This is a genomic window from Streptomyces sp. TRM68416, assembly GCF_014596915.1.
Classification (GTDB): Bacteria; Actinomycetota; Actinomycetes; order Streptomycetales; family Streptomycetaceae; genus Streptomyces.
In genome coordinates this window covers 201,424-223,723 of record NZ_JACVWU010000012.1, presented here as the reverse complement: position 1 = coordinate 223,723, position 22,300 = coordinate 201,424, and the positions used below count along the sequence as shown (strand labels likewise).

20 protein-coding genes are annotated in these 22,300 nt (G+C 71.1%); 10 read left to right on the top strand and 10 right to left on the bottom strand.

Features of this window, described 5'->3' with window-relative positions:
• Position 1: 1 nt before the first annotated feature.
• Complete coding sequence (locus ICC28_RS20910) at positions 2-688, bottom strand: GntR family transcriptional regulator (protein ID WP_188290161.1); 687 nt, start codon at positions 686-688, stop codon at positions 2-4.
• A 221-nt stretch (positions 689-909) separates the two neighbouring features.
• Between ICC28_RS20910 and ICC28_RS20905 the strand changes: the two genes are divergently transcribed.
• From ICC28_RS20905 to ICC28_RS20895, 3 genes are all read left to right on the top strand, one after another.
• Positions 910-1,809 (top strand): D-alanyl-D-alanine carboxypeptidase family protein, encoded by a 900-nt coding sequence (locus tag ICC28_RS20905; RefSeq protein WP_282701124.1) that lies wholly within the window; start codon positions 910-912, stop codon positions 1,807-1,809.
• 193 nt (positions 1,810-2,002) lie between these two features.
• Positions 2,003-2,941, top strand: coding sequence for a D-alanyl-D-alanine carboxypeptidase family protein (locus ICC28_RS20900; RefSeq protein WP_188290160.1), 939 nt, complete (start codon positions 2,003-2,005; stop codon positions 2,939-2,941).
• Between the two features lie 286 nt (positions 2,942-3,227).
• Positions 3,228-4,208, top strand: a complete 981-nt coding sequence (locus ICC28_RS20895; protein WP_188290159.1) for a Bro-N domain-containing protein — start codon at positions 3,228-3,230, stop codon at positions 4,206-4,208.
• Between the two features lie 73 nt (positions 4,209-4,281).
• Here ICC28_RS20895 and ICC28_RS20890 read toward each other — a convergent pair whose 3' ends face one another.
• The 3 genes from ICC28_RS20890 to pdhA are packed head-to-tail and all read right to left on the bottom strand — an operon-like array spanning position 4,282 to position 7,860.
• The gene (locus ICC28_RS20890) at positions 4,282-5,712 is read right to left on the bottom strand and encodes a dihydrolipoamide acetyltransferase family protein (protein ID WP_188290158.1); all 1,431 of its coding nucleotides are present in this window, start codon (positions 5,710-5,712) and stop codon (positions 4,282-4,284) included.
• Between the two features lie 10 nt (positions 5,713-5,722).
• Entirely contained in the window at positions 5,723-6,703 is a 981-nt protein-coding gene (locus ICC28_RS20885) for an alpha-ketoacid dehydrogenase subunit beta (RefSeq protein ID WP_188290157.1), read from the bottom strand.
• A gap of 2 nt (positions 6,704-6,705) precedes the next feature.
• Positions 6,706-7,860: a pyruvate dehydrogenase (acetyl-transferring) E1 component subunit alpha gene (gene pdhA, locus ICC28_RS20880; protein WP_188290156.1), complete on the bottom strand. Its 1,155-nt coding sequence runs from the start codon at positions 7,858-7,860 to the stop codon at positions 6,706-6,708.
• A gap of 323 nt (positions 7,861-8,183) precedes the next feature.
• Here pdhA and ICC28_RS20875 point away from each other — a divergent pair, with 323 nt between their 5' ends.
• The 3 genes from ICC28_RS20875 to ICC28_RS20865 all read left to right on the top strand — a co-directional run bounded on the left by ICC28_RS20875 (position 8,184) and on the right by ICC28_RS20865 (position 10,652).
• Complete coding sequence (locus ICC28_RS20875; RefSeq protein WP_188290155.1) at positions 8,184-8,843, top strand: response regulator; 660 nt, start codon at positions 8,184-8,186, stop codon at positions 8,841-8,843.
• 279 nt (positions 8,844-9,122) lie between these two features.
• Complete coding sequence (locus tag ICC28_RS20870; RefSeq protein WP_188290154.1) at positions 9,123-9,554, top strand: pyridoxamine 5'-phosphate oxidase family protein; 432 nt, start codon at positions 9,123-9,125, stop codon at positions 9,552-9,554.
• 102 nt (positions 9,555-9,656) lie between these two features.
• On the top strand, positions 9,657-10,652 hold the full coding sequence (locus ICC28_RS20865) for a phosphotransferase (protein ID WP_188290153.1): 996 nt from the start codon (positions 9,657-9,659) through the stop codon (positions 10,650-10,652).
• 54 nt (positions 10,653-10,706) lie between these two features.
• Here the strand turns inward: ICC28_RS20865 and ICC28_RS20860 are convergent, their stop codons facing one another.
• Positions 10,707-12,278, bottom strand: a complete 1,572-nt coding sequence (locus ICC28_RS20860; RefSeq protein WP_188290152.1) for a protein kinase domain-containing protein — start codon at positions 12,276-12,278, stop codon at positions 10,707-10,709.
• 351 nt (positions 12,279-12,629) lie between these two features.
• Here ICC28_RS20860 and ICC28_RS20855 point away from each other — a divergent pair, with 351 nt between their 5' ends.
• Positions 12,630-14,267 (top strand): protein kinase domain-containing protein, encoded by a 1,638-nt coding sequence (locus ICC28_RS20855; protein WP_188290151.1) that lies wholly within the window; start codon positions 12,630-12,632, stop codon positions 14,265-14,267.
• A gap of 39 nt (positions 14,268-14,306) precedes the next feature.
• Here the strand turns inward: ICC28_RS20855 and ICC28_RS20850 are convergent, their stop codons facing one another.
• A complete protein-coding gene (locus tag ICC28_RS20850; RefSeq protein ID WP_188290150.1) occupies positions 14,307-14,846 on the bottom strand; it encodes a bacterial proteasome activator family protein in 540 nt (179 codons plus the stop codon).
• Between the two features lie 133 nt (positions 14,847-14,979).
• Between ICC28_RS20850 and ICC28_RS20845 the strand changes: the two genes are divergently transcribed.
• Complete coding sequence (locus ICC28_RS20845; protein ID WP_188290149.1) at positions 14,980-15,363, top strand: hypothetical protein; 384 nt, start codon at positions 14,980-14,982, stop codon at positions 15,361-15,363.
• A 374-nt stretch (positions 15,364-15,737) separates the two neighbouring features.
• On the opposite strand, the gene ICC28_RS20840 is transcribed toward ICC28_RS20845, so the two are convergent.
• Positions 15,738-16,718, bottom strand: coding sequence for an NAD(P)H-quinone oxidoreductase (locus ICC28_RS20840; protein ID WP_188290148.1), 981 nt, complete (start codon positions 16,716-16,718; stop codon positions 15,738-15,740).
• Positions 16,719-16,920: 202 nt separating this feature from the next.
• Here ICC28_RS20840 and ICC28_RS20835 point away from each other — a divergent pair, with 202 nt between their 5' ends.
• Both ICC28_RS20835 and ICC28_RS20830 read left to right on the top strand, forming a co-directional pair.
• On the top strand, positions 16,921-17,946 hold the full coding sequence (locus ICC28_RS20835; RefSeq protein ID WP_188290147.1) for an ATP-binding cassette domain-containing protein: 1,026 nt from the start codon (positions 16,921-16,923) through the stop codon (positions 17,944-17,946).
• A complete protein-coding gene (locus ICC28_RS20830) occupies positions 17,943-18,788 on the top strand; it encodes an ABC transporter permease (RefSeq protein WP_188290146.1) in 846 nt (281 codons plus the stop codon). The genes ICC28_RS20835 and ICC28_RS20830 overlap by 4 nt, the downstream gene beginning before the upstream one ends.
• A gap of 32 nt (positions 18,789-18,820) precedes the next feature.
• Here the strand turns inward: ICC28_RS20830 and ICC28_RS20825 are convergent, their stop codons facing one another.
• Genes ICC28_RS20825 through ICC28_RS20815 form a run of 3 tightly spaced genes read right to left on the bottom strand, consistent with a single transcriptional unit; the run spans position 18,821 to position 22,241 of the window.
• On the bottom strand, positions 18,821-19,918 hold the full coding sequence (locus ICC28_RS20825) for a potassium channel family protein (RefSeq protein ID WP_188290145.1): 1,098 nt from the start codon (positions 19,916-19,918) through the stop codon (positions 18,821-18,823).
• On the bottom strand, positions 19,915-21,270 hold the full coding sequence (locus tag ICC28_RS20820; protein WP_188290144.1) for a molybdopterin molybdotransferase MoeA: 1,356 nt from the start codon (positions 21,268-21,270) through the stop codon (positions 19,915-19,917). The genes ICC28_RS20825 and ICC28_RS20820 overlap by 4 nt, the downstream gene beginning before the upstream one ends.
• On the bottom strand, positions 21,267-22,241 hold the full coding sequence (locus ICC28_RS20815; protein ID WP_188290143.1) for an NTP transferase domain-containing protein: 975 nt from the start codon (positions 22,239-22,241) through the stop codon (positions 21,267-21,269). Before ICC28_RS20815 ends, ICC28_RS20820 begins: the two co-directional genes overlap by 4 nt.
• Between the last annotated feature and the right edge of the window lie 59 nt (positions 22,242-22,300).

Genomic DNA, 22,300 nt, shown 5'->3' with positions numbered 1-22,300 from the left:
GTCACCGGACCTCACCCCGCGCCAGGTGCGAGAACCACCCGATGTGCCGGTGGACAAGGCCTACGGCGGCCTCCGCGTCCCCCGAGCGCAGCGCGTCGAGGATCTCCTCGTGCTCGTGGACGTTCTTGGCGACGCGGTCGGGGTGGGCGTGCATGATGGCGACGCCCATCCGCAACTGCCGGTCGCGGAGCTGGTCGTAGAGCCGGGAGAGGATCTCGTTGCCGCCATTGCGGACGATCTCGGCGTGGAAGCAGCGGTCGGTGACGGCGGCCGCGGCGAGGTCGCCCCGGGCCGCCTCCTCCTTCTGCCGCGCGAGCAGCCGCTCCAGGCGTTCGACGAGGGCGGGCGGGGCGGGTACGGCCTTGCGGGCGGCGTGCTCCTCGACCAGCAGCCGGGTCTCCACGACGTCGGCGATCTCCTGCGCGGACACCGGCAGGACCAGGGCGCCCTTCTTCGGGTAGAGCTTGATCAGCCCCTCCGCCTCAAGCCGCAGCAGCGCCTCGCGCACCGGGGTGCGGGAGACCCCGACGGCCTCGGCCAGCTCGCCCTCGGTGAGCAGGGTGCCGCCCTCGTAGCGGCGGTCCAGGACGCCCTGTTTGACGTGGCCGTAGACGCGCTCGGCGGCGGGGGGCTGCTTGACGGGGGCGGTGGAGGGGGCGGAGGCGGAGGTGGGCGGGGCAGACGGCATGCGCACATCTTAGATACAACAGGGACGCATGCCGGAGCGCCGTCCAGGATGCGGACCCGGAGGCCGGCCCAGGAAGCCGACCCGGAGGGCCGCCCTCTTTTTCCACCCCAGCGATCACACAACCTTTTGTGCTAATCACGTGTCACACATGTGCGGCCTAGCTGTTCCACCTTCAATTCGGCCGCACATCAGGGGTTTTCGACATAAATCGGGGTATTTCAGTGATTACCGCCACCAAGGGCTTCCGTGTCCGCAGAGCCGCGGCCGTCGCCGTCACGGCAGGCGCGATGCTCTCCACCGGAGTTCTCACCGCGGCACCGGCGCAGGCTCTCACCAAGCCCACCGTCACCGCCAAGGGCGCTTACCTGATGAACGGCGCCACCGGCAAGACGCTCTACTACAAGTCCCCCAACACCAAGCGCCTCACCGCCTCCACCACGAAGATCATGACCGCCAAGGTCGTGCTCACGCAGTCGAACCTGAACCTGGACGCCAAGGTCACGATCAAGAAGGCGTACAGCGACTACATCGTGTCCAGGGGGGCCTCCTCGGCCCGGCTGATCGTCGGCGACAAGGTCACGGTCCGCCAGCTGCTGCACGGGCTGATGCTGCCCTCCGGCTGTGACGCCGCGATGGCGCTGGCCGACAAGTTCGGCACCGGCACCACGGTCAACGCGCGCGTGAAGAACTTCATCGCCAAGATGAACAAGAAGGCCGCGCAGCTCGGCATGACGAACACGCGCTTCGACTCGTTCGACGGCATAAGCAATGGCTCCAACTACTCCACGCCGAAGGACCTGACGCTGCTCGCCCGCAGCACGATGAAGAGCTCCACGTTCCGGGCGATCGTGAAGAAGAAGACGTACACGGCCAAGACGATCACGTCGTCCGGCTCCACGCGCACGATGGCGCCCTGGAAGAACACGAACACCCTGCTCGGCTGGAACGGCACGCTCGGCATCAAGACCGGCTCCGGTTCCAGTTCCAAGTACTGCCTCGTCTTCGCCGCCACCCTCAACGGCGAGTCGGTGATGGGCACCGTCCTCACCTCCTCCTCGGCGGCGAACCGCACGGCGGACGTGAAGAAGCTCATCAACTACGGCTACGCGAAGATCACCTGACGCGAGGGCGCACAGGAGGGGGCCCGTGCACCGGTACGGGCCCCCTCCTCGTTGACGCACCGGGACGACAACGACCGCGCCGTGGACGAATTCCCCCTGGACGTACAACCGTTGGCGCTCTTTCCGCGTCTTCTGTGAGCACCCCCTTCGTCATGGCCCAGGGCGGCCACCCTCTCCATCGGGAGCGTTCATAGTGATAACCGGCATCAAGGGCGTACGTGTCCGCAGAGCCGCAGCAGTCGTCGTCACCACCGGCGCGCTGCTGGCGGGCGGCGCCCTGACCGCCCCCGCCCACGCGGCGGCCGCCCCCACGGTCGGTGCCAAGGGTGCGTTCATGCTCGACGGCACGACGGGCGCCAAGCTCTTCGCCAAGTCGGCCGACACCAAGCGGCCGATGGCCAGCACGACGAAGATCATGACGGCGCGGGTCGTGCTGTCCATCCCGGACGTGAACCTGGACGCCAAGGTCACCATCAAGCAGGCCTACCGTGACTACGTCACCAAGGTGGGCGCGAGCACCGCGGACCTGAAGACCGGCGACAAGGTCTCCGTCCGCCAGCTGCTGCACGCGATGATGCTGCCCTCCGGCTGCGACGCCGCGATGGCCCTGGCCGACAAGTTCGGCACCGGCACCACGGTCGCGGCCCGCACCAAGAACTTCGTCGCCAAAATGAACAAGAAGGCCGCGGCGCTCGGCCTGACGAACACGCACTTCGACTCGTTCGACGGCAACTCGACGCAGAACACGAACTACACGACCCCGCGCGACCTCGCCAAGCTCACCCAGAGCGCGATGAAGTACTCGGTGTTCCGCGGTGTCGTGAAGAAGCCCAAGACCGTGCAGTCCGCGCCGACCAGCACCGGCGGCACCCGCACCTACACCTGGTACAACACCAACCAGCTCCTGGGCTCCTACACCGGCGCCACCGGCGTGAAGACGGGCACCAACACCCCCTCCGGCCCCTGCCTGGTCTTCTCCGCCACCCGCGACGGCAAGACCGTCATCGGCGTCCTCCTCAACGACCCGAACCGCTTCACGGACGCCGCAAAGCTGATGGACTACGCCTTCGGCACGACCACGGCCACCACCATGCGCCTCCGCACCCTCCCGGCAGGCGCCCAGCAGGACTGAACCACGGCACGAGCATGAAGGGGCCCACCGCGGGTTTTCGCGGTGGGCCCCTGGTCGTGGGATGTGAGAGGGGAAACCGACGGCCACCCGCTCGGCCTCATGGCCGTCAAGGGCTCACCCAAGTCCATGAATCGCACGTGAATTCGGCGACAGGGTCTGCCCTACACGCGTCCGGCGTCCGGCGTGGGAGAAATGGCGATCTCTTCCCTCGCAATCGTGAACATCCTTATGTGACTTGGCATATTCGATTTCCTCCGCTCTATCTTCCGCAGCGGAGGTGGTTCACGTGATCGAACCCAGCAAGCACGAGCCCAACCCGACCACACAGCACGAGGCGATCGACATCGGCGACTTCGTGTACGCGGCGACGGGGGCCCGCGTCCGGCGGCTGACCATGCCGGACGGGGCGCACTGGTTTCCGGCGGTGGATGTGTGCAAGCAGTTGGGGCACACCAACTCTCGGCAAGCTCTCGCCGACCATGTCCCGGATGAGCACCGAGACATTCTTGAGACCGTAACTGGAGCTTACGGTCTCGACATTCCCGCAGGTAGAGAGTGGCGTCGAGACCTGAACGTCATCTCTCTCCAAGGTCTGATCCTCCTCGTCAACGCCTGTACGAAGCCCTCCTGTCTGCCCTTCAAGCAGTGGGCCGCCGAGGTGATCGAGGCCGTCCAGCAGTACGGCTCGTACCGGCTCGCGGAAGCCGAGGTGCAGCCCTCCGCGCCTGGCGGCCCCGTCGCCTACGCCATGCCGGAGCAGATCGCCGATGCCATTGTCCGGCTCGAAGAGCGCAATCTCCGGGCGGACGAGCAGTTCGCCGAGGCGCAGCACAAGTCGCTCGCCCTGCAACAGGACATCGCAGAAGCACAGCGGGAAATGGTGGAGATGCAGCGCGCCACCCTTGCCGTCCAGCAGACCATCGCCCGGGCCATGGAGCGCATCGCGGACCGGCTCGATGCCCTGGCCCTCGACCGCCCGGCGCCCGCCGCCGACTTCCCGGCGCAGCCCACCACGGAGTCCGTCCTGGCCGACTGGCGGCGGAGGTTGGCCGTGACGGAGGACGTCTGGACGGTGGCCGTGGTCATCGCGCCGGTTCTCGTCGAGAAGGGTGAACTCCGGCAGTCGCTCGAAGCGATCGCGGCGCGTACGGGGCTGACCGTGCAGCGGGTGAACGAGTGCCTGCGGCTGCTGCGCAAGCATGCCTGCATCCGCTCGCAGGGGGCGGCGGCGGACGGAGCGCCGGTGTACGTGCTCAACCAGGCCTGACGCCGCACGAATAGCTGAAGGGGCGGCCGCAAGCTTCAGTTGCGGCCGTCCCTTCAGATTTCAACCTATACCGTCACGCCCACGTAATCAGCCGCTTCGGCTGTTCCAGGATCGCCGCGACGTCCGCCAGTACCTTCGAGCCCAACTCCCCGTCCACCAGACGGTGGTCGAAGGAGAGGGCCAGGGTGGTCACCTGGCGGGGCTTGACCTTGCCCTTGTGGACCCACGGCTGGAGCTTGATCGCGCCGACCGCGAGGATCGCGGACTCGCCCGGGTTGAGGATGGGCGTGCCGGTGTCGACGCCGAAGACACCGACGTTGGTGATGGTGATGGTGCCGCCCTGCATGGCCGCCGGGGACGTCTTGCCGTCCCGCGCCGTCGACACCAGCTCGCCGAGGGCCTCCGCCAGTTGGGGCAGGGTCTTGTCGTGCGCGTCCTTGATGTTCGGCACGATCAGGCCGCGCGGGGTGGCCGCGGCGATGCCCAGGTTGACGTAGCGCTTGAGGACGATCTCCTGGTTCGCCTCGTCCCAGGAGGCGTTGACCTCCGGGTTGCGCTTGATCGCCACCAGCAGGGCCTTGGCGATCAGCAGCAGCGGGTTGACCCGCAGGCCCTGCATCGCCTTGTCCTGCTTGAGCTCCTCGACCAGCTTCATCGTGCGGGTGACGTCGACCGTCACGAACTCCGTGACGTGCGGCGCGGTGAACGCCGAGCCCACCATCGCCGCGGCGGTCGCCTTGCGGACGCCCTTGACCGGGATGCGGGTCTCACGGGAGGTGTCGTACGTCGCCACCGGCGCCGGGGCCGGGGCCTGGGCCGGCGCGGGCGCTTCTACGACCGGCTCGGGTGCCGGAGTCGCCGTCACCGCCGCGTGTACGTCCTCGCGCGTGATGATGCCGTCCGGGCCGGACGGAACCACCGTCGTCAGGTCCACGCCGAGGTCCTTGGCCAGCTTGCGCACCGGCGGCTTGGCCAGCGGGCGCTCCTTGACGGGGGCGGGGGTGGGGGTGGGGGTGGGGGTGGGCGCGGGGCTGTGGCCGTTCAGCTCGGTCTGGACGGCCTGGATCGCGGCCGACGCCTCCTGCACCGGGACCGTGGGGCCCTTGCGCGGGCGGCGCTTGGTGGAGGACGCGGCGACGCCGTAGCCGACGAGGACCGGCTGACGGCCCTGGGGCTTGTCCTCGTCCTCCTCGGCGGCGGCCGGTGCGGGTGCCGGGGCCGGCGTCTCTGCGGGGGCGGCGCCGCCGCTCACGTCGACCGCGATGATGGCCGTACCCACGTCGACCGTGGTGCCCTCGGGGAAGTGCAGCTCGCGCACCACGCCGTCGTACGGGATGGGCAGTTCGACGGCCGCCTTGGCCGTCTCCACCTCGCACACCACCTGTCCGTCGGTGACCGTGTCACCGACCTGGACGTACCACTTGAGGATCTCCGCCTCGGTGAGCCCCTCGCCCACGTCGGGCATCTTGAACTCGCGTACGGACGCTTCCGTCATCGTCGTCACGACCCTCTCCTCAGTACGCCAGCGAGCGGTCGACGGCGTCGAGTACCCGGTCCAGGCCCGGCAGGTACTCCTCCTCCAGACGCGCCGGCGGATACGGGGCGTGGTAGCCGCCGACCCTCAGCACCGGGGCCTCCAGGTGGTAGAAGCAGCGCTCCGTGATCCGGGCGGCGATCTCCGCGCCCGAGCCGAAGAACACCGGCGCCTCGTGGACCACGACCAGGCGGCGGGTCTTCTCGACCGAGGCCTGGATGGCGTCGAAGTCCATCGGGGAGACCGAGCGCAGGTCCAGGACCTCCAGGGACCTGCCCTCCTCGGCGGCCGCCGCGGCGACCTCCAGGCAGGTCTTCACCATCGGGCCGTACGCGGCCAGGGTCAGGTCGGTGCCCTCGCGGACGACCTGGGCCTTGTGCAGCGGGCCGGGGATCGCCTCGGTGTTGACCTCGGCCTTGTCCCAGTAGCGCCGCTTGGGCTCGAAGAAGATCACCGGGTCGTCGCTCTGGATGGCCTGCTGCATCATCCAGTAGGCGTCCGAGGCGTTCGCGGGCGTGACCACCTTCAGGCCCGCCACGTGCGCGAACAGCGACTCGGGGGACTCCGAGTGGTGCTCGACGGCGCCGATGCCGCCGCCGTAGGGAATGCGCACGACGACCGGGAGCTTCACCTTGCCCAGCGAGCGGGCGTGCATCTTCGCGAGCTGCGTGACGATCTGGTCGTACGCCGGGAAGACGAAACCGTCGAACTGGATCTCCACCACCGGGCGGTAGCCGCGCAGGGCGAGCCCGATGGCGGTGCCGACGATGCCGGACTCGGCGAGCGGGGTGTCGATGACCCGCTCCTCGCCGAAGTCCTTCTGCAGGCCGTCCGTCACCCGGAACACGCCGCCGAGCTTGCCGACGTCCTCGCCCATGACGAGGACCTTGGGGTCCGCCTCCAGCGCGCGGCGCAGCGACTCGTTGATCGCCTTGGCCAGAGCCATCTTTTCCGCTGCCATGATCAGGCCCCCATTCCGTCCGCGAACGACGCCTGGTAGGCGGCGAACTGGGCTCGCTCCTCGTCGACGAGCGCGTGCCCGTCCGCGTACACGTTCTCGAAGATGGCGAAGTGGTCCGGGTCCGGCATGGCGCGGACCGCGTCGCGCACTCGTTTGCCCAACGCCTCGCTCTCGTCCTCGAGTTCCGCGAAAAATCCCTCGTCCGCGTGGTTTGAGCTCTCCAGGAAGCGGCGAAGGCGCAGGATCGGGTCCTTGGCCTCCCAGGCCTGGCGCTCGTCGTCGTGGCGGTAGCGGGTGGGGTCGTCGGAGGTGGTGTGGGCGCCCATGCGGTACGTCCACGCCTCGATCAGCGCCGGTCCCTCACCGCGCCGGGCGCGCTCCAGCGCCCACCGGGTGACCGCGAGGGAGGCCAGTACGTCGTTGCCGTCGACGCGGACGCCGGGGAAGCCGAAGCCCTGGGCGCGCTGGTAGAGCGGCACGCGGGTCTGCTTCTCGTTGGACTCGGAGATCGCCCACTGGTTGTTCTGGCAGAAGAACACCACCGGCGCGTTGTAGACGGCCGCGAAGTTGAAGGCCTCGCTGACATCGCCCTGGCTGGAGGCGCCGTCGCCGAAGTAGGCGACCACCGCGCTGTCCGCGCCGTCCTTGGCGACGCCCATCGCGTACCCGGTGGCGTGCAGCGCCTGGGAGCCGATGACGATCGTGTAGAGGTGGAAGTTGTTGCCGTTCGGGTCCCAGCCGCCGTTGTTCACGCCGCGGAACATGCCGAGCAGGTTCGTCGGGTCCACGCCACGGCACCAGGCGACGCCGTGCTCGCGGTAGGTCGGGAAGACGTAGTCGTCCTCGCGGGTGGCGCGGCCGGAGCCGATCTGGGCGGCCTCCTGGCCGAGCAGCGAGGCCCACAGGCCCAGCTCTCCCTGGCGCTGCAGGGAGGTGGCCTCGGCGTCGAAGCGCCGGGTGAGCACCATGTCGCGATACAGGCCGCGGAGCTCTTCGGGGGTGATGCCGGCGACGTACTTGTCGTACTGGGCGTTCTTGACGCGCTTGCCTTCCGGCGTCAGCAGTTGAACCAGTTCGGGCTTGCTGGCGGTGCTCGGGGACTTCTTGGTCCCGGCGCTGCGTCGCGGCTTGCGCGCGGCAGTGCTCTCCACGGTCACGTGTGCTCCTCCGTCGGTCCGGTCCCCGGGGTTGCCGGGACAACCAGTGCGGCTCCACCTGGTCCGACACCCGTGCACGGGGTGGGTGTCACTCGGCCGGAACAGGCGTGACAGGTGCCCCGGCGAGCGCCCTGCAATCCTCACGTTACCCAGTGCTCCACATTTCTGTGAAACCCCATTTGACCTGCGATTTTGCTTGGATTTCCAAGTAAATCGCGCAGTACTCGAAGGGTGCTGGTCACAGCCTTGCAGGAGGCCGGAGCAACGGCACGTTATCCCGCGCACCCGGCTCACCGGAAGACTTTGTGTGTTTGACTTACCCCGTGCGCGAAGAAGGAAAAATCCGGGTATTTCTCCTCGACGACCATGAAGTGGTCCGGCGCGGCGTCCACGAGCTGCTCTCGGGCGAGGACGACATCGAGGTGGTCGGCGAGGCCGGTACGGCGGACCACGCGCTGGCCCGGATTCCGGCCGTCCGGCCCGACGTGGCGGTGCTCGACGTCCGCCTCCCGGACGGCAGCGGCGTCGAGGTGTGCCGGGAGATCCGCTCGCGGGACGAGTCGGTGAAGTGCCTGATGCTGACGTCGTTCGCCGACGACGAGGCCCTCTTCGAGGCGATCATGGCTGGCGCCTCCGGATACGTCCTCAAGGCCATCCGGGGCCATGAGCTGCTGGACGCCGTACGGGACGTGGCGGCCGGGAAGTCCCTGCTGGACCCGGTGGCGACCGCGCGCGTGCTGGAGCGGCTGCGGGACGGGGGCACCGCGCGGGCCGACGACAGGCTCGCGCACCTCACCGAGCAGGAGCGCCGGATCCTGGACCTGATCGGCGAGGGGCTCACCAACCGGCAGATCGGCGAGGAACTCCATCTGGCCGAAAAGACAATCAAGAACTACGTGTCGAATCTGCTGGCCAAGCTCGGCATGCAGCGACGTTCGCAGGCGGCGGCGTATGTCGCGCGCATGCAGGCGGAGAAACGGTAGGCGCTCCGCTGGGAGTACCGCGATGCGCGACGGGGTGCGGTCGTCCGCGGCACCGTCGTGGCCGGCCGCGCCCCCATCGCGGCGGAGCCGCATATCGACGCAGCTCCGCGGCCCGGCAGACGGAGCCGCACACCGACACAGCCCCCGGCCCAGCAGGCGGAGCCGCACACGCCGACACAGCCCCGCGCCCCTTCAGGGTGCTGCCGACCCGGCAGAGCCCTTCGGCGCTCAGGACTTACGACCCTGTTCCGTGTGTCGTCGCCCACGCACAGTGGGTGCATGCCCACTGCCGAACAGCGCGCGGTCGACCTGCTGAGCCGCACCGACTACGGCCGGATCGCCACCAGCATGCGCGCCCTGCCCTTCCTCGCCTTCGCGCGGCACATCGTGAGCGAGGGCCGCGTCCTGCTGCGCATGCCGGGGAGCTGTGGCTACCACCGGGCGTGCGCCGGCGGTGTCGTGGCCTACGGCTCCGACAACCTGGGCTCGGCCCGGCCGGGCGAGTCCCTGTGGTCGGTCCAGGTCGTGGGCGAGTGCGCAGCGCACGAGCCGACCGCCGCCGAGCTGGAGCGCTTCGGCCCGGCACCCCTCCTGGTGGACGGCGAGCCCTTCGAGCCCGTCTATTTGAGCCTCCGGCCGCGGTTCGGAACCGTCCACTCGACCGACACCGGCCCGGATGGCCTGGAACGCCACTTCGCGAGCACCCCGTGACCGAAAGCGACCGCCAACGACGTTCTGTGACAACGCCCAGCTCACCGGCTCATCCCGTGCCCTAGCATCTGGCGCGTGCCGCGCCCTTGTGTACCACCCCCTGTGCCTCACGCGCCCCCGCTGGGCGCCCTCCTGAGCCGGTACGCCGCCGGCCACGCCGTCACCTGCGAACCCGTCGACCAGGGGCTGCTCAACCGCGGCTACCGGCTGCGCACCACCCGCGGCCGCTACTTCCTCAAGCAGCACTTCGACCCCGAGACCGCCGACCCGGCCGCCATCGCCCGCCAGCACCGGGCCACCCGGCGCCTGGCCGACCTGGGCGTCCCGGTGGCGCCGCCGCTGTCCGGCCGCGACGGCCGCACGGTCGCCGTCGTCGGCGGCCACGCCTACGCCCTGCACCCGTGGATCGACGGCAGGCACCGGCACGGCGGCCAGCTCACCCCGGAGCAGTGCACCAGGCTGGGCGCCCTGCTGGGGGCCGTGCACGCCGGTCTGGAGCGTGTGATGCCGCCGGACGGGCGGGCGCCCGCCGCGAGCGCCGACCCCGCCGACACCTTCGCCCTCATCACGGACCTGCTCGCGCGCGTGGGCCGGCACCGCCCCGCCGACCCCTTCGACGCGCTGGCCCGCCACCGCCTCCTGGAACGCCGCACCCTGCTGGAACGGCACGCCGGCCGGCGCCCGCCGCACGGCGGCCCGGTCGGCTGGGTGCACGGCGACTTCCACCCGTTCAACCTGCTCTACCGGGGCGACGCGCCCGCCGCGATCGTCGACTGGGACCGGCTCGGCGTCCAGCCGCGCGCGGAGGAGGCCGTACGCGCCGCGGCGATCTTCTTCGTACGCCCCGTCGGCACCCTCGACCTGCCGAAGGTGCGGGCCTACGCGCGCGCGTACCGGCGCACCGCGGGCGCCAGCCCGTCCGAGCTCGCGGCGGCCGTGCACCGCGTGTGGTGGGAGCGCCTGAACGACTTCTGGATGCTGCGCTGGCACTACGAGCGCGGCGACACGCGCGCGGACTCCCAGTTCCCGGCGGCTTCGGCGCTGGTGGTGTGGTGGACGGGGGCGTACGAGGAGGTGTGCGAGGCGTTCGCGGGCTGACGATACGAAAACAGCCCCCACGCGTGCGCGTGGAGGCTGTCGGTTCGGCCGGCGTCAGTCGTCGCCTTCCTCGCCGCCCGCGCCCTCGACGGTGCCACCGGTCGGATCGCCCGTCGGCTCGGTCGGCTCGGTCACCGTCTGGCTCGGATCGCCCGTCGGCTCGGTCGGCTCGGTCTCCGTCTCGGTCGGCTCGGTCGTCGGCTCGTCCGTGAACGACGGCGAGGGCGTGTACGACGGCGTGTACGACGGCGTCCAGCCCCCGCCCGCGCCCGGCCCGGTGTCGCCGGTGGAGGAGCCGGTCTCCTCCTCGGTCGCCTCGTCGCTCGGCGTCGCGTCGGCCGACTTGTCGTCCTTGGTCTCCGAGGCGGTCGGCGACTGCGTGGTCCCGGGGCCGGGCTTGTTGCCGTTGCCGCCGTTCAGCGCCAGCGCGACGCCCGCCGCGATGGCGATCACCGCGAGGACGGCGAGGATCCACAGCTTGCCGCGCCCGCTGCCCCTGTTCCCGTTCCCCTCGAAGCCGCCGTCGTCCCCGCCGCCGTAGCGGCCGGGCAGGATCGGCTGCGGGATCTGCGTGGTGCCGGAGGCGTCCGCGCCGGGGTGGCCCATCACGGCCGTCTGCGCGAAGCCCGCCGAGGGCGTGTTCCGGCTGTCGTGCACGTCGACCGGGCCGGTGTTCCAGGTGCCGGTGTGGCCGCCCTGGTCGTAGAGCATCTGGAGGCCGTACTGGACCAGGCCGCGCATCTCCTCGGCGGTCTGGAAGCGGTCGTCCGGCTCCTTGGCCAGGGAGCGCATGACGAGGCCGTCGAGCTCCGGCGGGCAGGCGTCGGAGGCCTCCGACGGGGGCGTCGGAATGTCCTGGACGTGCTGGTAGACCACCGACAGCGGGGTCTCGCCGGTGAACGGGGGCCTGAGTGCGAGGAGTTCGTAGAGGAGGCAGCCGGTCGCGTAGAGGTCGGAGCGGTGGTCGACGGCCTTGCCGAGCGCCTGCTCGGGCGAGAGGTACTGCGGGGTGCCCATGACCATGCCGGTCTGCGTCATCGTTGTCGACGCGCCGTGCAGGGCGCGGGCGATGCCGAAGTCCATCACCTTGACGGCGCCGTTGTGCGTGATGATGACGTTGGCCGGCTTGATGTCCCGGTGCACGATGCCGTGCTGGTGCGAGTAGGCCAGCGCCTCCAGCACACCGGAAACGATGATCAGCGCCTGCTCGGGCCCCGGCGCCTCGGCGTTGAGGAGCAGATCGCGGATGGTCCGCCCCTCGACGATCTCCATCACGATGTACGGCACGCTCTGGCCGCCCACGACGTCCTCGCCGGAGTCGTACACGGCGACGATCGAGTGGTGGTTGAGGCCGGCCACCGACTGGGCCTCGCGGGTGAAACGGGCCTTGGAGACCGGGTCCTCGGCGAGGTCGGCGCGCAGCAGCTTGACGGCGACGGTACGCCCCAGACGGACGTCCTCGGCGGCGAACACCTCGGCCATGCCGCCCCGGCCGAGTCTGCGGGTCAGCCGATATCGGCCGTCGCCGACCAGCCCGCCGTTACCCCACAGCTCCGGCGCATCTGACATACCGCCGCCAGTCGCCTCGGGGTCGGACGGGCCCTGAGCGCGCTGCTGCTGTGCCATCGGTCCTCGCCGTCGTTTCTGCCCGCGGTGCGCGCGGTGTTGTTACGGTCTCCGTCGGCCACGCTACAGCCTCCGCGCAAGCCGCCGGTCCGGGACGGGACCCGGGGCCGGTCCGGTACGGGAGCGGCCATGAAACCCGCAAGCCGGGCCGTGGTGCAAATTCTGTGTACCGGCCGTACGACCCCTGTAACGCTTGCGCGACTCTTCTTTCGCGTACGGTCACGGAACGGGCACCGAGCTTGACGTGTCAGTGCCCTGGGGCAGACTTGGCCGGGAATAGCACTTTCGATCAACGAGAACTGATCGACGACTACATCGCCGGCGCCAACGGGCTATGGGGGACACGGAGACATGAGCCAGGACGGCGCCAAGGGGCGGTACGCGGGACGGGCACTGGCCAACAACCGCTATCAGCTGCGCGATTTGCTCGGCGAGGGCGGCATGGCCTCGGTGCACCTGGCGTACGACGCCGTGCTCGACCGCCAGGTCGCGATCAAGACCCTGCACACCGAACTCGGCCGCGAGCAGGCCTTCCGCGAGCGTTTCCGCCGCGAGGCCCAGGCCGTGGCCAAGCTCACGCACACCAACATCGTCTCGGTCTTCGACACCGGCGAGGAAGACCTCGACGGCATGACGATGCCGTACATCGTCATGGAGTACGTCGAGGGCCGCCCGCTCGGCTCGGTGCTCGACGAGGACATCCGGCAGTACGGCGCGATGCCCGCCGACAAGGCGCTGAAGATCACCGCGGACGTGCTCGCGGCCCTGGAGATCAGCCACGAGATGGGCCTGGTCCACCGGGACATCAAGCCGGGCAACGTGATGATGACCAAGCGTGGCGTGGTCAAGGTCATGGACTTCGGCATCGCGCGCGCCATGCAGTCCGGCGTGACCTCGATGACACAGACCGGCATGGTCGTCGGCACCCCGCAGTACCTCTCGCCCGAGCAGGCGCTCGGCCGGGGCGTGGACGCCCGCTCCGACCTGTACTCGGTCGGCATCATGCTGTTCCAACTGGTCACCGGGCGACTGCCGTTCGACGCCGACTCGCCGCTGGCCATCGCGTACGCGCATGTCCAGGAGGAGCCGGTGGCTCCGTCCTCCGTCAACCGCTCGCTGCCGCCGGCGGTGGACGCGCTCGTCGCGCGGGCGCTGAAGAAGAACCCGAACGAGCGCTTCCCGAGCGCCGAGTCCATGCGCGACGAGTGCCTGCGGGTGGCCTCGTCCTTCCAGGCCGCGGCGCCGAGCATCGTGCCGGGCGCGCAGACCTCCAGCGGCGCGGGCGTGGGTTCCGCGGTCTTCCCGCCGGTCGGGCAGCAGACGCCGCCGCCCTCGGGGCAGGTCCAGACGCCGTACCAGCCGAACGCGTACGGCACGCCGACGCCCGCCCCCACCCCCGCGCCCTCGTACGGCTATCCGCAGCAGCAGCCGGGGTACGCGACGCCGGCGCCGACCCCGTACTCGGCGACGCCGCCGCCGTACAACGGCACGCCCCAGCAGACCGTGTCGGTGGCCGCGGGGGGTGGCGGTGGCGGTGGTGGTCGCAAGACCAGCAGACTGGTGATCATCGGCTCGGCCGTCGTCTCGGTCCTCGCGGTCGGCGGACTGGTCGCGGCGCTGACGCTGAGCGGCGGCGACGGCTCCAAGAAGGAGGAGGGCGCCTCCACCACCAGCCCGACCCCGACCAAGGCGGAGGGCTACCGCGGGCCGGACCCGAACCGCACCATCGACCCGGAGGTGTGCAGCGAACCGCAGGAGTCGTACAACGACCCCGACAAGGTGCGCATGCCCAACTTCCTCTACAAGAACATCGACTCGGTACGGAAGTGTCTCCAGGCCGCCGGCTGGGAGATCGAGACCACCGAGACCGACGAGAACACCTGGGGCGAGGGCACGGTCATCAAGCAGTACCCCCAGGCGGGCACGGACATCGACCCGGAGGACCCGGGCAAGCTGTCGTTCGCCGTCTCCACCGGTAACCCGGCCTAGGGCTGATCCCGCGGCCGGGTCGCTGCGGCGACTACGGCACTACAGGTAGGGGCCGCCGGTACGGCCGCCCGCGTGGTTGGGGTCCTCTCCGTCGTGGCCGACGCCCGGCGGGAGGGCGCGGCGCATCTGCTCCAACTGGGCCCGGGCGGCCATCTGCTGGGCGAAGAGGGTGGTCTGGATGCCGTGGAAGAGGCCCTCCAGCCAGCCCACCAACTGGGCCTGGGCGATCCGCAGTTCCGCGTCGCTCGGGGTGGCCTCGTCCGTGAACGGCAGGGAGAGCCGCTCCAGTTCCTCCACGAGCTCCGGGGCCAGGCCGTCCTCCAGCTCCTTCACCGAGCTGGCGTGGATCTCCTTGAGCCGGACCCGGCTGGCCTCGTCGAGAGGGGCCACGCGGACCTCCTCCAGCAACTGCTTGATCATGCTGCCGATCCGCATGACCTTCGCCGGCTGTTCGACCATGTCCGTCACGGGAACCTCGCGGGAGTCCTCGTCTCCTCCGCCGCCGATGGCCATCCCGTCCTGGCCCACGACCAGGATCTGCGGATTCTCCGGCGACCGTTCGTTCCTCGGCATCTCCATGCCGCCATTCTCTCGCACCCGTACATCTCATCAGCGTGGTGCCCCCTGCGGGGGGTGATCCACCGTTTACGGGGCCGACTTTCCGCCGTGCTCCCGGAATGCCGGATCCCGCCGCTGGTGTGAGGCTGGTCCCGTGACTCCTCGGCAGACAGTGCTGCGGTCAGTGGGGGCGGCGGCCCTGCTGACCGTCCTCACCGCGCCACCGGCCCTCGGGGCGGAGAAGGCACCGAAGCCATCGGTGTCGGCCCCCGTGCCCTCCCGGGCCGGCAGCGCGGCCGGTGAGGGCCGGGAGCGGCCGGGCCGCCACGAGGTGCTGGTGGAGGAGGAGCCGGAGGCAATGGCGGAGGAGGAGCACCTGACCATCGCCGAGCCGCCCTCGCACGACCCGCCGCCGCGCCCCGCCTCCGCCCACCCCGAACCCGCCCTCGAACTCCTCCCCCTCGGCCTCGGCCTCCTCCTCACCGGCCTGGGCCTCGCCCTCACCTTCCTGGGCCTACGCCTCCGCCGCACCCCCTGAAGCAGACGGCACCACCCCACTCCCCCTGGGCCCGCAGGCACGCGCGCCACCGCTGAACCCGCGGGCATGCATGCCACCGCCCCACCTGCGGGCACGCGCGCCACTGCTGAGACCGCGGGCGCGCGCCACCGCTGAACCTGCAGACACCCGCGCCACCGCCCGACCTGCGGGCACGCGCGCCACGGTCCGGCCTGCGGGCACGCGCGCCACCGTCCGGCCTGCGGGCATGCGTGCCGCCTGGGGCGATGGGGGTCCCCCCGCGCGAGCGAAGCCGAGCGTGGGGGAGGGTGGGCGCAGGCGGCACCCCGTTGGCGCCGGGCCGCGCGCCCCACCCCCGGCCAGCACAACCGGCGGCACCCCGCAAAAGACGCCGGTCAGGGAGCGACCAGCAGCACCTTCCCCACGTGGCCGCTCTCCTCCACCACCCGGTGCGCGGCAGCAGCCTCCGGCATCGGCAGCTCACGGTCGACGACCGGCCGCACATGCCCGGCCTCCGCCAACGGCCACACATGCTCCCGCACGGCCGCCACGATCGAGGTCTTCTCGTTCAGCGGCCGCGCCCGCAGCGACGTCGCACTGACCGCCGCCCGCTTGCTCAGCAGCGCACCGATGTTCAGCTCCCCCTTGACCCCGCCCTGCATACCGATGATCGCGAGCCGCCCGTTGACGGCAAGGGTCCGGACGTTGCGGTCCAGGTACTTCGCCCCCATGTTGTCGAGGATGACGTCGGCCCCCGCCCCACCCGTGGCCTCCTTCACCTCCTCGACGAAGTCCTGCTCCCGGTAGTTGACCAGGATGTCCGCGCCCAGCTCGGCGCACCGCGCCAGCTTCTCCTCCGTGCCCGCGGTCACCGCGACCCTCGCCCCGACCGCCTTGGCCAGCTGGATCGCCATGGTGCCGATGCCGCTGGAGCCGCCGTGCACGAGCAGCGTCTCACCCGGACGGAGGTGCGCGACCATGAAGACGTTGGACCAGACCGTGCAGACCACCTCGGGCAGCGCCGCGGCCCGGACCAGGTCGACACCCTTCGGCACCGGCAGCAGCTGACCGGCCGGTACGACCACCTTCTCGGCGTAACCGCCCCCGGCGAGCAGCGCGCACACCTCGTCGCCGACGCTCCACCCGGAGACCCCCGGGCCGAGCGCGACGATCCGCCCGGAGCACTCCAGGCCCGGGTAGGGCGAGGCGCCGGGCGGTGGGTCGTAGAAGCCCTGCCGCTGGAGGATGTCGGCCCGGTTCACGGCGCTCGCCGCCACCTCGACCAGGACTTCGCCCTCGCCGGGCACCGGATCCGGGACCTCGGCCCACACCAGCGCCTCGGGCCCACCGGGTTCGGGAATCGTGATCGCATGCATGAAGGGGACGCTACTCCCCAGCCGCCCCCGCCCCGCTGCCCCGCCCCGTCCGGATCCTCCGTCGCTGGTCCTACCCACCCTCGGTCCATGGTCGGAACCCGCGGAAAAACCCTGTGCGCCACCGATGAGTTTGCGCGACTGTGAGGGTCTCCCCTTGCGTAGCCCCACTTACGCGGACGGAACTCCGGAAGGACCCCGCACCATGAGCACGCAGACGACGTCCGGGCTCGCGATCGAGACCGCAGGCCTGGTGAAGACGTTCGGTGAGACCCGGGCCGTCGACGGCGTGGACCTGGCGGTCCCGGCCGGCACGGTCTACGGCGTCCTCGGCCCGAACGGCGCCGGGAAGACCACGACCGTGAAGATGCTCGCCACCCTCCTCAAGCCCGACGGCGGAACGGCCCACGTCTTCGGCCACGACGTCGTGCGCGAGGCCGACGACGTACGCAGCCGGGTCAGCCTGACCGGCCAGTACGCCTCCGTGGACGAGGACCTCACCGGCACCGAGAACCTGGTCCTGCTGGCCCGGCTCCTGGGCCACGGCAAACAGGCCGCGCGCCGGCGCAGCGAGCAACTGCTGGAGGCCTTCGGGCTGACCGAGGCGGCCGGAAAGCAGATCAAGCACTACTCGGGCGGCATGCGGCGCCGTATCGACATCGCCGCGTCCATCCTCAACACCCCCGACCTGCTCTTCCTGGACGAGCCGACGACCGGGCTCGACCCGCGCAGCCGCAACCAGGTGTGGGACATCGTGCGCGCGGTGGTCGCCCAGGGCACGACCGTGCTGCTGACCACGCAGTACCTGGACGAGGCCGACCAGCTGGCGTCCCGGATCGCGGTCATCGACCACGGCAGGGTGATCGCCGAGGGCACGAAGGGCGAGCTGAAGGCGTCCGTCGGCGCCGGCTCCGTACATCTGCGGCTGCGGGACGCCGGGCAGCGGCCGGAGGCGGAGCGCGTGCTGCGGCTGGCGCTCGACTCGGACGTTCAGCTGGAGCCCGATCCGGTGGCGCTCACGGCGCGGCTGGGCACGGCGACGAGCGACTCCGCGGCGGAGCAGGCCGCCCGGGCGCTCGCCGAGCTGGCCCGTACGGGCATCACGGTCGACAACTTCTCGCTGGGACAGCCCAGCCTGGACGAGGTGTTCCTCGCCCTCACCGGACACGACACCGGACAAGACACCGGACACGGCTCCGGCCACGACGACAAGGACGAGGTGGCGGCATGAGCACCGCGACGACCCCGGAGACCAAGGAACTCGCCCCCGTCAGCGCCGAGTCGCTCGCCGCGCTGCTCGTCTCCGGCGAGCGTCCGCCGCGGCCGAGCGCCTGGTCGGCGTCGCTGACGTTCGGCTGGCGGGCGATGCTGAAGATCAAGCACGTTCCGGAGCAGCTCTTCGACGTCACCGCGTTCCCGATCATGATGGTGCTGATGTACACGTACCTGTTCGGGGGCGCCCTGGCCGGGTCCCCCGAGGAGTACATCCAGTTCCTGTTGCCGGGCATCCTGGTGATGTCGGTCGTGATGATCACCATGTACACCGGCGTCTCGGTCAACACGGACATCGAGAAGGGCGTCTTCGACCGTTTCCGCTCGCTGCCGATCTGGCGGCCGTCGACGATGGTCGGCTATCTGCTTGGCGACGCCCTGCGCTACACGATCGCGTCCGTGGTGATGCTCACCGTCGGCATGATCCTCGGCTACCGGCCGGACGGGGTCGTCGGCGTACTCGCCGGGATCGCGCTGCTGGTGGTGTTCTCGTTCGCGTTCTCGTGGATCTGGACGATGTTCGGGCTGCTGCTGCGCACCGAGAAGTCGGTGATGGGCGTCAGCATGATGGTGATCTTCCCGCTGACCTTCCTGTCCAACGTCTTCGTCGAGCCCAGCACCATGCCGGGCTGGCTCCAGGCGTTCGTCAACAACAGCCCGATCAGCCACCTGGCGTCCGCCGTGCGCGAGCTGATGGCGGGCGACTGGCCGGCCGACGAAATCGCCTGGTCGCTGGGGTGGGCGGGCCTGTTCGTGCTGGTCTTCGGGCCGATCACGATGCGGCTGTACAACCGCAAGTAGCTCCCGGGACCGAGGGCCTACGGGGGTGGCCCTCAGTCCTGCGGAAGCGGGCGGGCGTCGGGCGCGACCTGCGAGCTCGGCGTCACCCGCACGATGGTGATGAGCCGGTCCGTCGGTTCGAGCGTGCCGACGGCCGGATCGTCGTAACCGAGCACCCGGTGGCCGCGCAGGACACTCAGCACCAGGTCGGAGATCTCCCGCGGCCCCTTGCCCACCTCGGCCTTTATGACCGGCCGTTCGACGATGTCGAGGCCGCTGCCCTGCTGGATCAGGTCCTCCATCACCATGCCGGCCGCGGGGCTGAGCACGGAGAGGCCGAGCAGCCGTCCGGCCGCGCTGGCGCTGGTGATGACCGCGTCGGCGCCGGACTGCTTCAGCAGCGGCGCGTTCTCCTCCTCGCGGACCGCGGCCACGATCTTCGCGCCCCGGTTGAGCTGCCGGGCCGTCAGCGTCACCAGGACGGCCGTGTCGTCGCGCTGGGTGGCGATGATGACCTTCCGCGCCTTGTGCACCTCGGCCCGCTTGAGCACCTCGCTGCGGGTCGCGTCGCCCACGATCCCGGCGTACCCGTCGGCCGTCGCGGCGTCGATCACCTTGGCGCTGGGGTCGACCACGACGACCTGCTCCTTCTTCAGGCCCGAGGCGCAGACGGTCTGGATCGCCGACCGCCCCTTCGTACCGAAGCCGACAACGACGGTGTGGTCACGCAAGGTGGACCTCCAGCGGTTCAGACGCCATTCCTCCCGGGTGCGTTCGGTGAGGACCTCCAGCGTGGTGCCGACCAGGATGATCAGGAACAGCACGCGCATGGGCGTCACGACGAGGATGTTGGTGAGCCGGGCCGCGTCACTGACCGGGCTGACGTCGCCGTATCCCGTGGTGGAGAGGGAGACGGTCGCGTAGTAGAAAGCATCGAGGAAGTCGACGGTTCCGTCGGAGCTGTCGGTGTAGCCGTCACGGTCGGCGTAGACGATGAGCGCGGTCGACACGAGCAGCAGCAAGGCCATGAGCACCCGTCGGGCGACCTGGCGGAACGGGTGCGCCACCACCTTCTGCGGCAGCTTCACCCGGTGGGTGACGAGGTGTTCGTCCGGCTGCCGGGCGATCACGTCTTGGCCCGGAAGTTTCACGTGAAACACACTCCGATCCCCGAGGACGCCCAGGGCAGATCGAGCAGCTCGACCTCCTGCCCCTCCCGCGCCCCGCCGGGCGGTACGACGGCCAGGGCGTCGGCCGCCGCGATACCCCGCAGCATCGCCGGGCCGTTGTAGTGCAGCGGCACGGCTCCGTCACCGCGCAAGACGACGGGCACGAGCCGGGTGTCGTACGGGTGTCCGTGCGCCGCGTCCCGCAAGGGCAGCGCGTACGGCTCGGGGGCGGGGTGGGCCGCGAGGGTGCGCAGCAGGGGCTCGGCGAGCGTGAGCAGGCCGGACACGGCCGCGAGGGGGTTGCCCGGCAGGCCGACCAGGTGCTGGTTCTCCTTGGTGCGGGCCAGCAGCATGGGGTGCCCGGGGCGCACCTTGACGCCGTTGACCAGGAGTTCGGCGTCGAGGCGGCGCAGGGTGGGGTGGACATGGTCGACCGGTCCCGAGGCGGTGCCGCCGGTGGTGACGATCAGGTCGGCCTCGGAGAACGCGACGGCCTTGTACAGCGCCTCGGCGTCGTCGCCGAGCCGGCGCACGGTGGTCACCTCGGCGCCGAGGGCCCGCAGCCAGGGCGGCAGCATCGGCCCGAGCGCGTCGCGGATCAGCCCGTCGTGCGGCCGCCCCTCGGTGAGCAGCTCGTCGCCCAGGACCAGCACTTCGGCACGGGGGCGCGGTACGGCGGTCAGGGTGTCGTACCCCGCGGCCGCGGCGAGGCCGAGCACGGCCGGGGTCACCAGGGTGCCCACGGGCAGCAGTTGGTCGCCGGAACGGCACTCCTGGCCGCGCGGGCGGATGTCCTGGCCGTGCTGGAGGTCCCGGGTGGCGTGCAGGCGGCCCTTGTCGTCGCTGCGGCCGTGTTCGCTGCGCAGGACGGCGGTGGTGTCCGGGGGGATCCGGGCACCGGTGGCGATCCTGACCGCCTCGCCGTCGGTGAGCGGCTCGGGCTCGGCGTGCCCGGCCAGGACGCCGGCCTCCCGCACGTCCCAGGGGCCCGGTCCGGCGACCGCCCAGCCGTCCATCGCGGAGGTGTTGAAGGAGGGCAGGTCGGTGAGGGCGGTGAGGGGGGCGGCCAGGGTGAGGCCGAGGGCGTGGTCGAGGGTGACGGAGACGAGGTCGCGGCGGGCGCCGCGCGGCCGGCCGGCGCGGGCCGCGAGCGCGCGGGCCTCGGGCCAGGGCGTGGCCCGGTGGTGCGGGTCGCTGCCGGGGCTCCGGGTGGCCTGCGGGGCGGGGGCGGGCGGGGGCACCTGGCGGCCGGTGTCCTCGTTCACGAGGGCGAGCACCTCCTCGACGTCGAGTTCCTCGGCGTCCTGGCCGTCCCGGACGCCGCGGGCGGTCATCCGGCGTCCGGGGTGGCGTTGGGCTCGGCGTCACCGCTCACGGCGTCACCGCTCACGGCGTCACCGCTCGCGGCGTCACCGCTGCCGCCGTCCCCGCTCGTGCCGGGCGCGGCCTCCTGCGCCCAGCGCTCGGCGAGGGCGGCGGCCTTGCGGGCGGCCTCGGCGACGGCCTCGGGGCCGCCTGCGGCCTGTGCCGCCGCGTAGCCGACGAGGAAGGTGGTCAGTGGCGCCGCGGGCCGCGCCACGCCGTGGGCGGCGTCGCGGGCCAGGTCCAGCAGGACCTTGACGTCGACGTCGAGGTCGATGCCCAGCTCGTCCTTGACTGCGGAAATCCATTCGTCCAACACGTGCCCATGCTCCCTGATGCGTGCCCTGGCGGTGGCGATGTCGTCCCAGGTGTCGCAGTCGAAGGACGCGACGGGGTCGGGGACGCGGATGAGGTCGAGCGCGGCAGTCAGCCGGCGCAGCGGCAGGCCGGTCAGGCCGCCGCCCCGGTCATCGGTGAGCGCACCCAGTGAACGGCGCAGCGCGGACGCGCGGTAGGCGGCGACGAGCGGCTGGTCGCGGCCGTCGGTGTCGGTGAGCACCGCGCCGTCCGCCGGCGTGTCCCGCAGCGCGGCCAGCAGTCGCCGTACGGTGCCCGCGTCGAGGAACGGCAGGTCGGCGGAGAGCACCACGACGTGACCGGCGGTGGTGGGGCGCAGTCCTGCGGCGAGGGCGGCGAGCGGTCCGCCGCCGGGCGGGTCCTCGCGCTCCCAGGTCACCGGGCGGGCGGTGGGCCGGGGGTCGGCGACGACGACGGTGGCGCGGGCGTCGGCGCAGGCGGCGAGCACCCGGTCGAGCAGCGCGCGCCCGCCGACGCGCAGACCGGGCTTGTCCGCCCCGCCGAGCCGCCGTGCGGCACCCCCGGCGAGCACGACGGCGTCGTACGTCTCGGTACCGGGGCTGCCCTCGGGCTCGTACGCGGTCACCCCCCGAGTATGCGTGCCCCCGCGATCACAGGGAACGCGGGGGGCGGCACCGGCATCAC

What these genes read in the sequence shown, in the direction of transcription:
- ICC28_RS20850 (WP_188290150.1), bottom strand. Translation starts at nt 14,846, where the DNA reads ATGGAGATGCCGAGGAACGAACGGTCGCCGGAGAATCCGCAGATCCTG.
- ICC28_RS20860 (WP_188290152.1), bottom strand. Translation starts at nt 12,278, where the DNA reads ATGGCACAGCAGCAGCGCGCTCAGGGCCCGTCCGACCCCGAGGCGACT.
- ICC28_RS20855 (WP_188290151.1), top strand. Translation starts at nt 12,630, where the DNA reads ATGAGCCAGGACGGCGCCAAGGGGCGGTACGCGGGACGGGCACTGGCC.
- ICC28_RS20870 (WP_188290154.1), top strand. Translation starts at nt 9,123, where the DNA reads ATGCCCACTGCCGAACAGCGCGCGGTCGACCTGCTGAGCCGCACCGAC.
- ICC28_RS20820 (WP_188290144.1), bottom strand. Translation starts at nt 21,270, where the DNA reads ATGACCGCCCGCGGCGTCCGGGACGGCCAGGACGCCGAGGAACTCGAC.
- ICC28_RS20840 (WP_188290148.1), bottom strand. Translation starts at nt 16,718, where the DNA reads ATGCATGCGATCACGATTCCCGAACCCGGTGGGCCCGAGGCGCTGGTG.
- ICC28_RS20910 (WP_188290161.1), bottom strand. Translation starts at nt 688, where the DNA reads ATGCCGTCTGCCCCGCCCACCTCCGCCTCCGCCCCCTCCACCGCCCCC.
- ICC28_RS20885 (WP_188290157.1), bottom strand. Translation starts at nt 6,703, where the DNA reads ATGGCAGCGGAAAAGATGGCTCTGGCCAAGGCGATCAACGAGTCGCTG.
- ICC28_RS20830 (WP_188290146.1), top strand. Translation starts at nt 17,943, where the DNA reads ATGAGCACCGCGACGACCCCGGAGACCAAGGAACTCGCCCCCGTCAGC.
- ICC28_RS20835 (WP_188290147.1), top strand. Translation starts at nt 16,921, where the DNA reads ATGAGCACGCAGACGACGTCCGGGCTCGCGATCGAGACCGCAGGCCTG.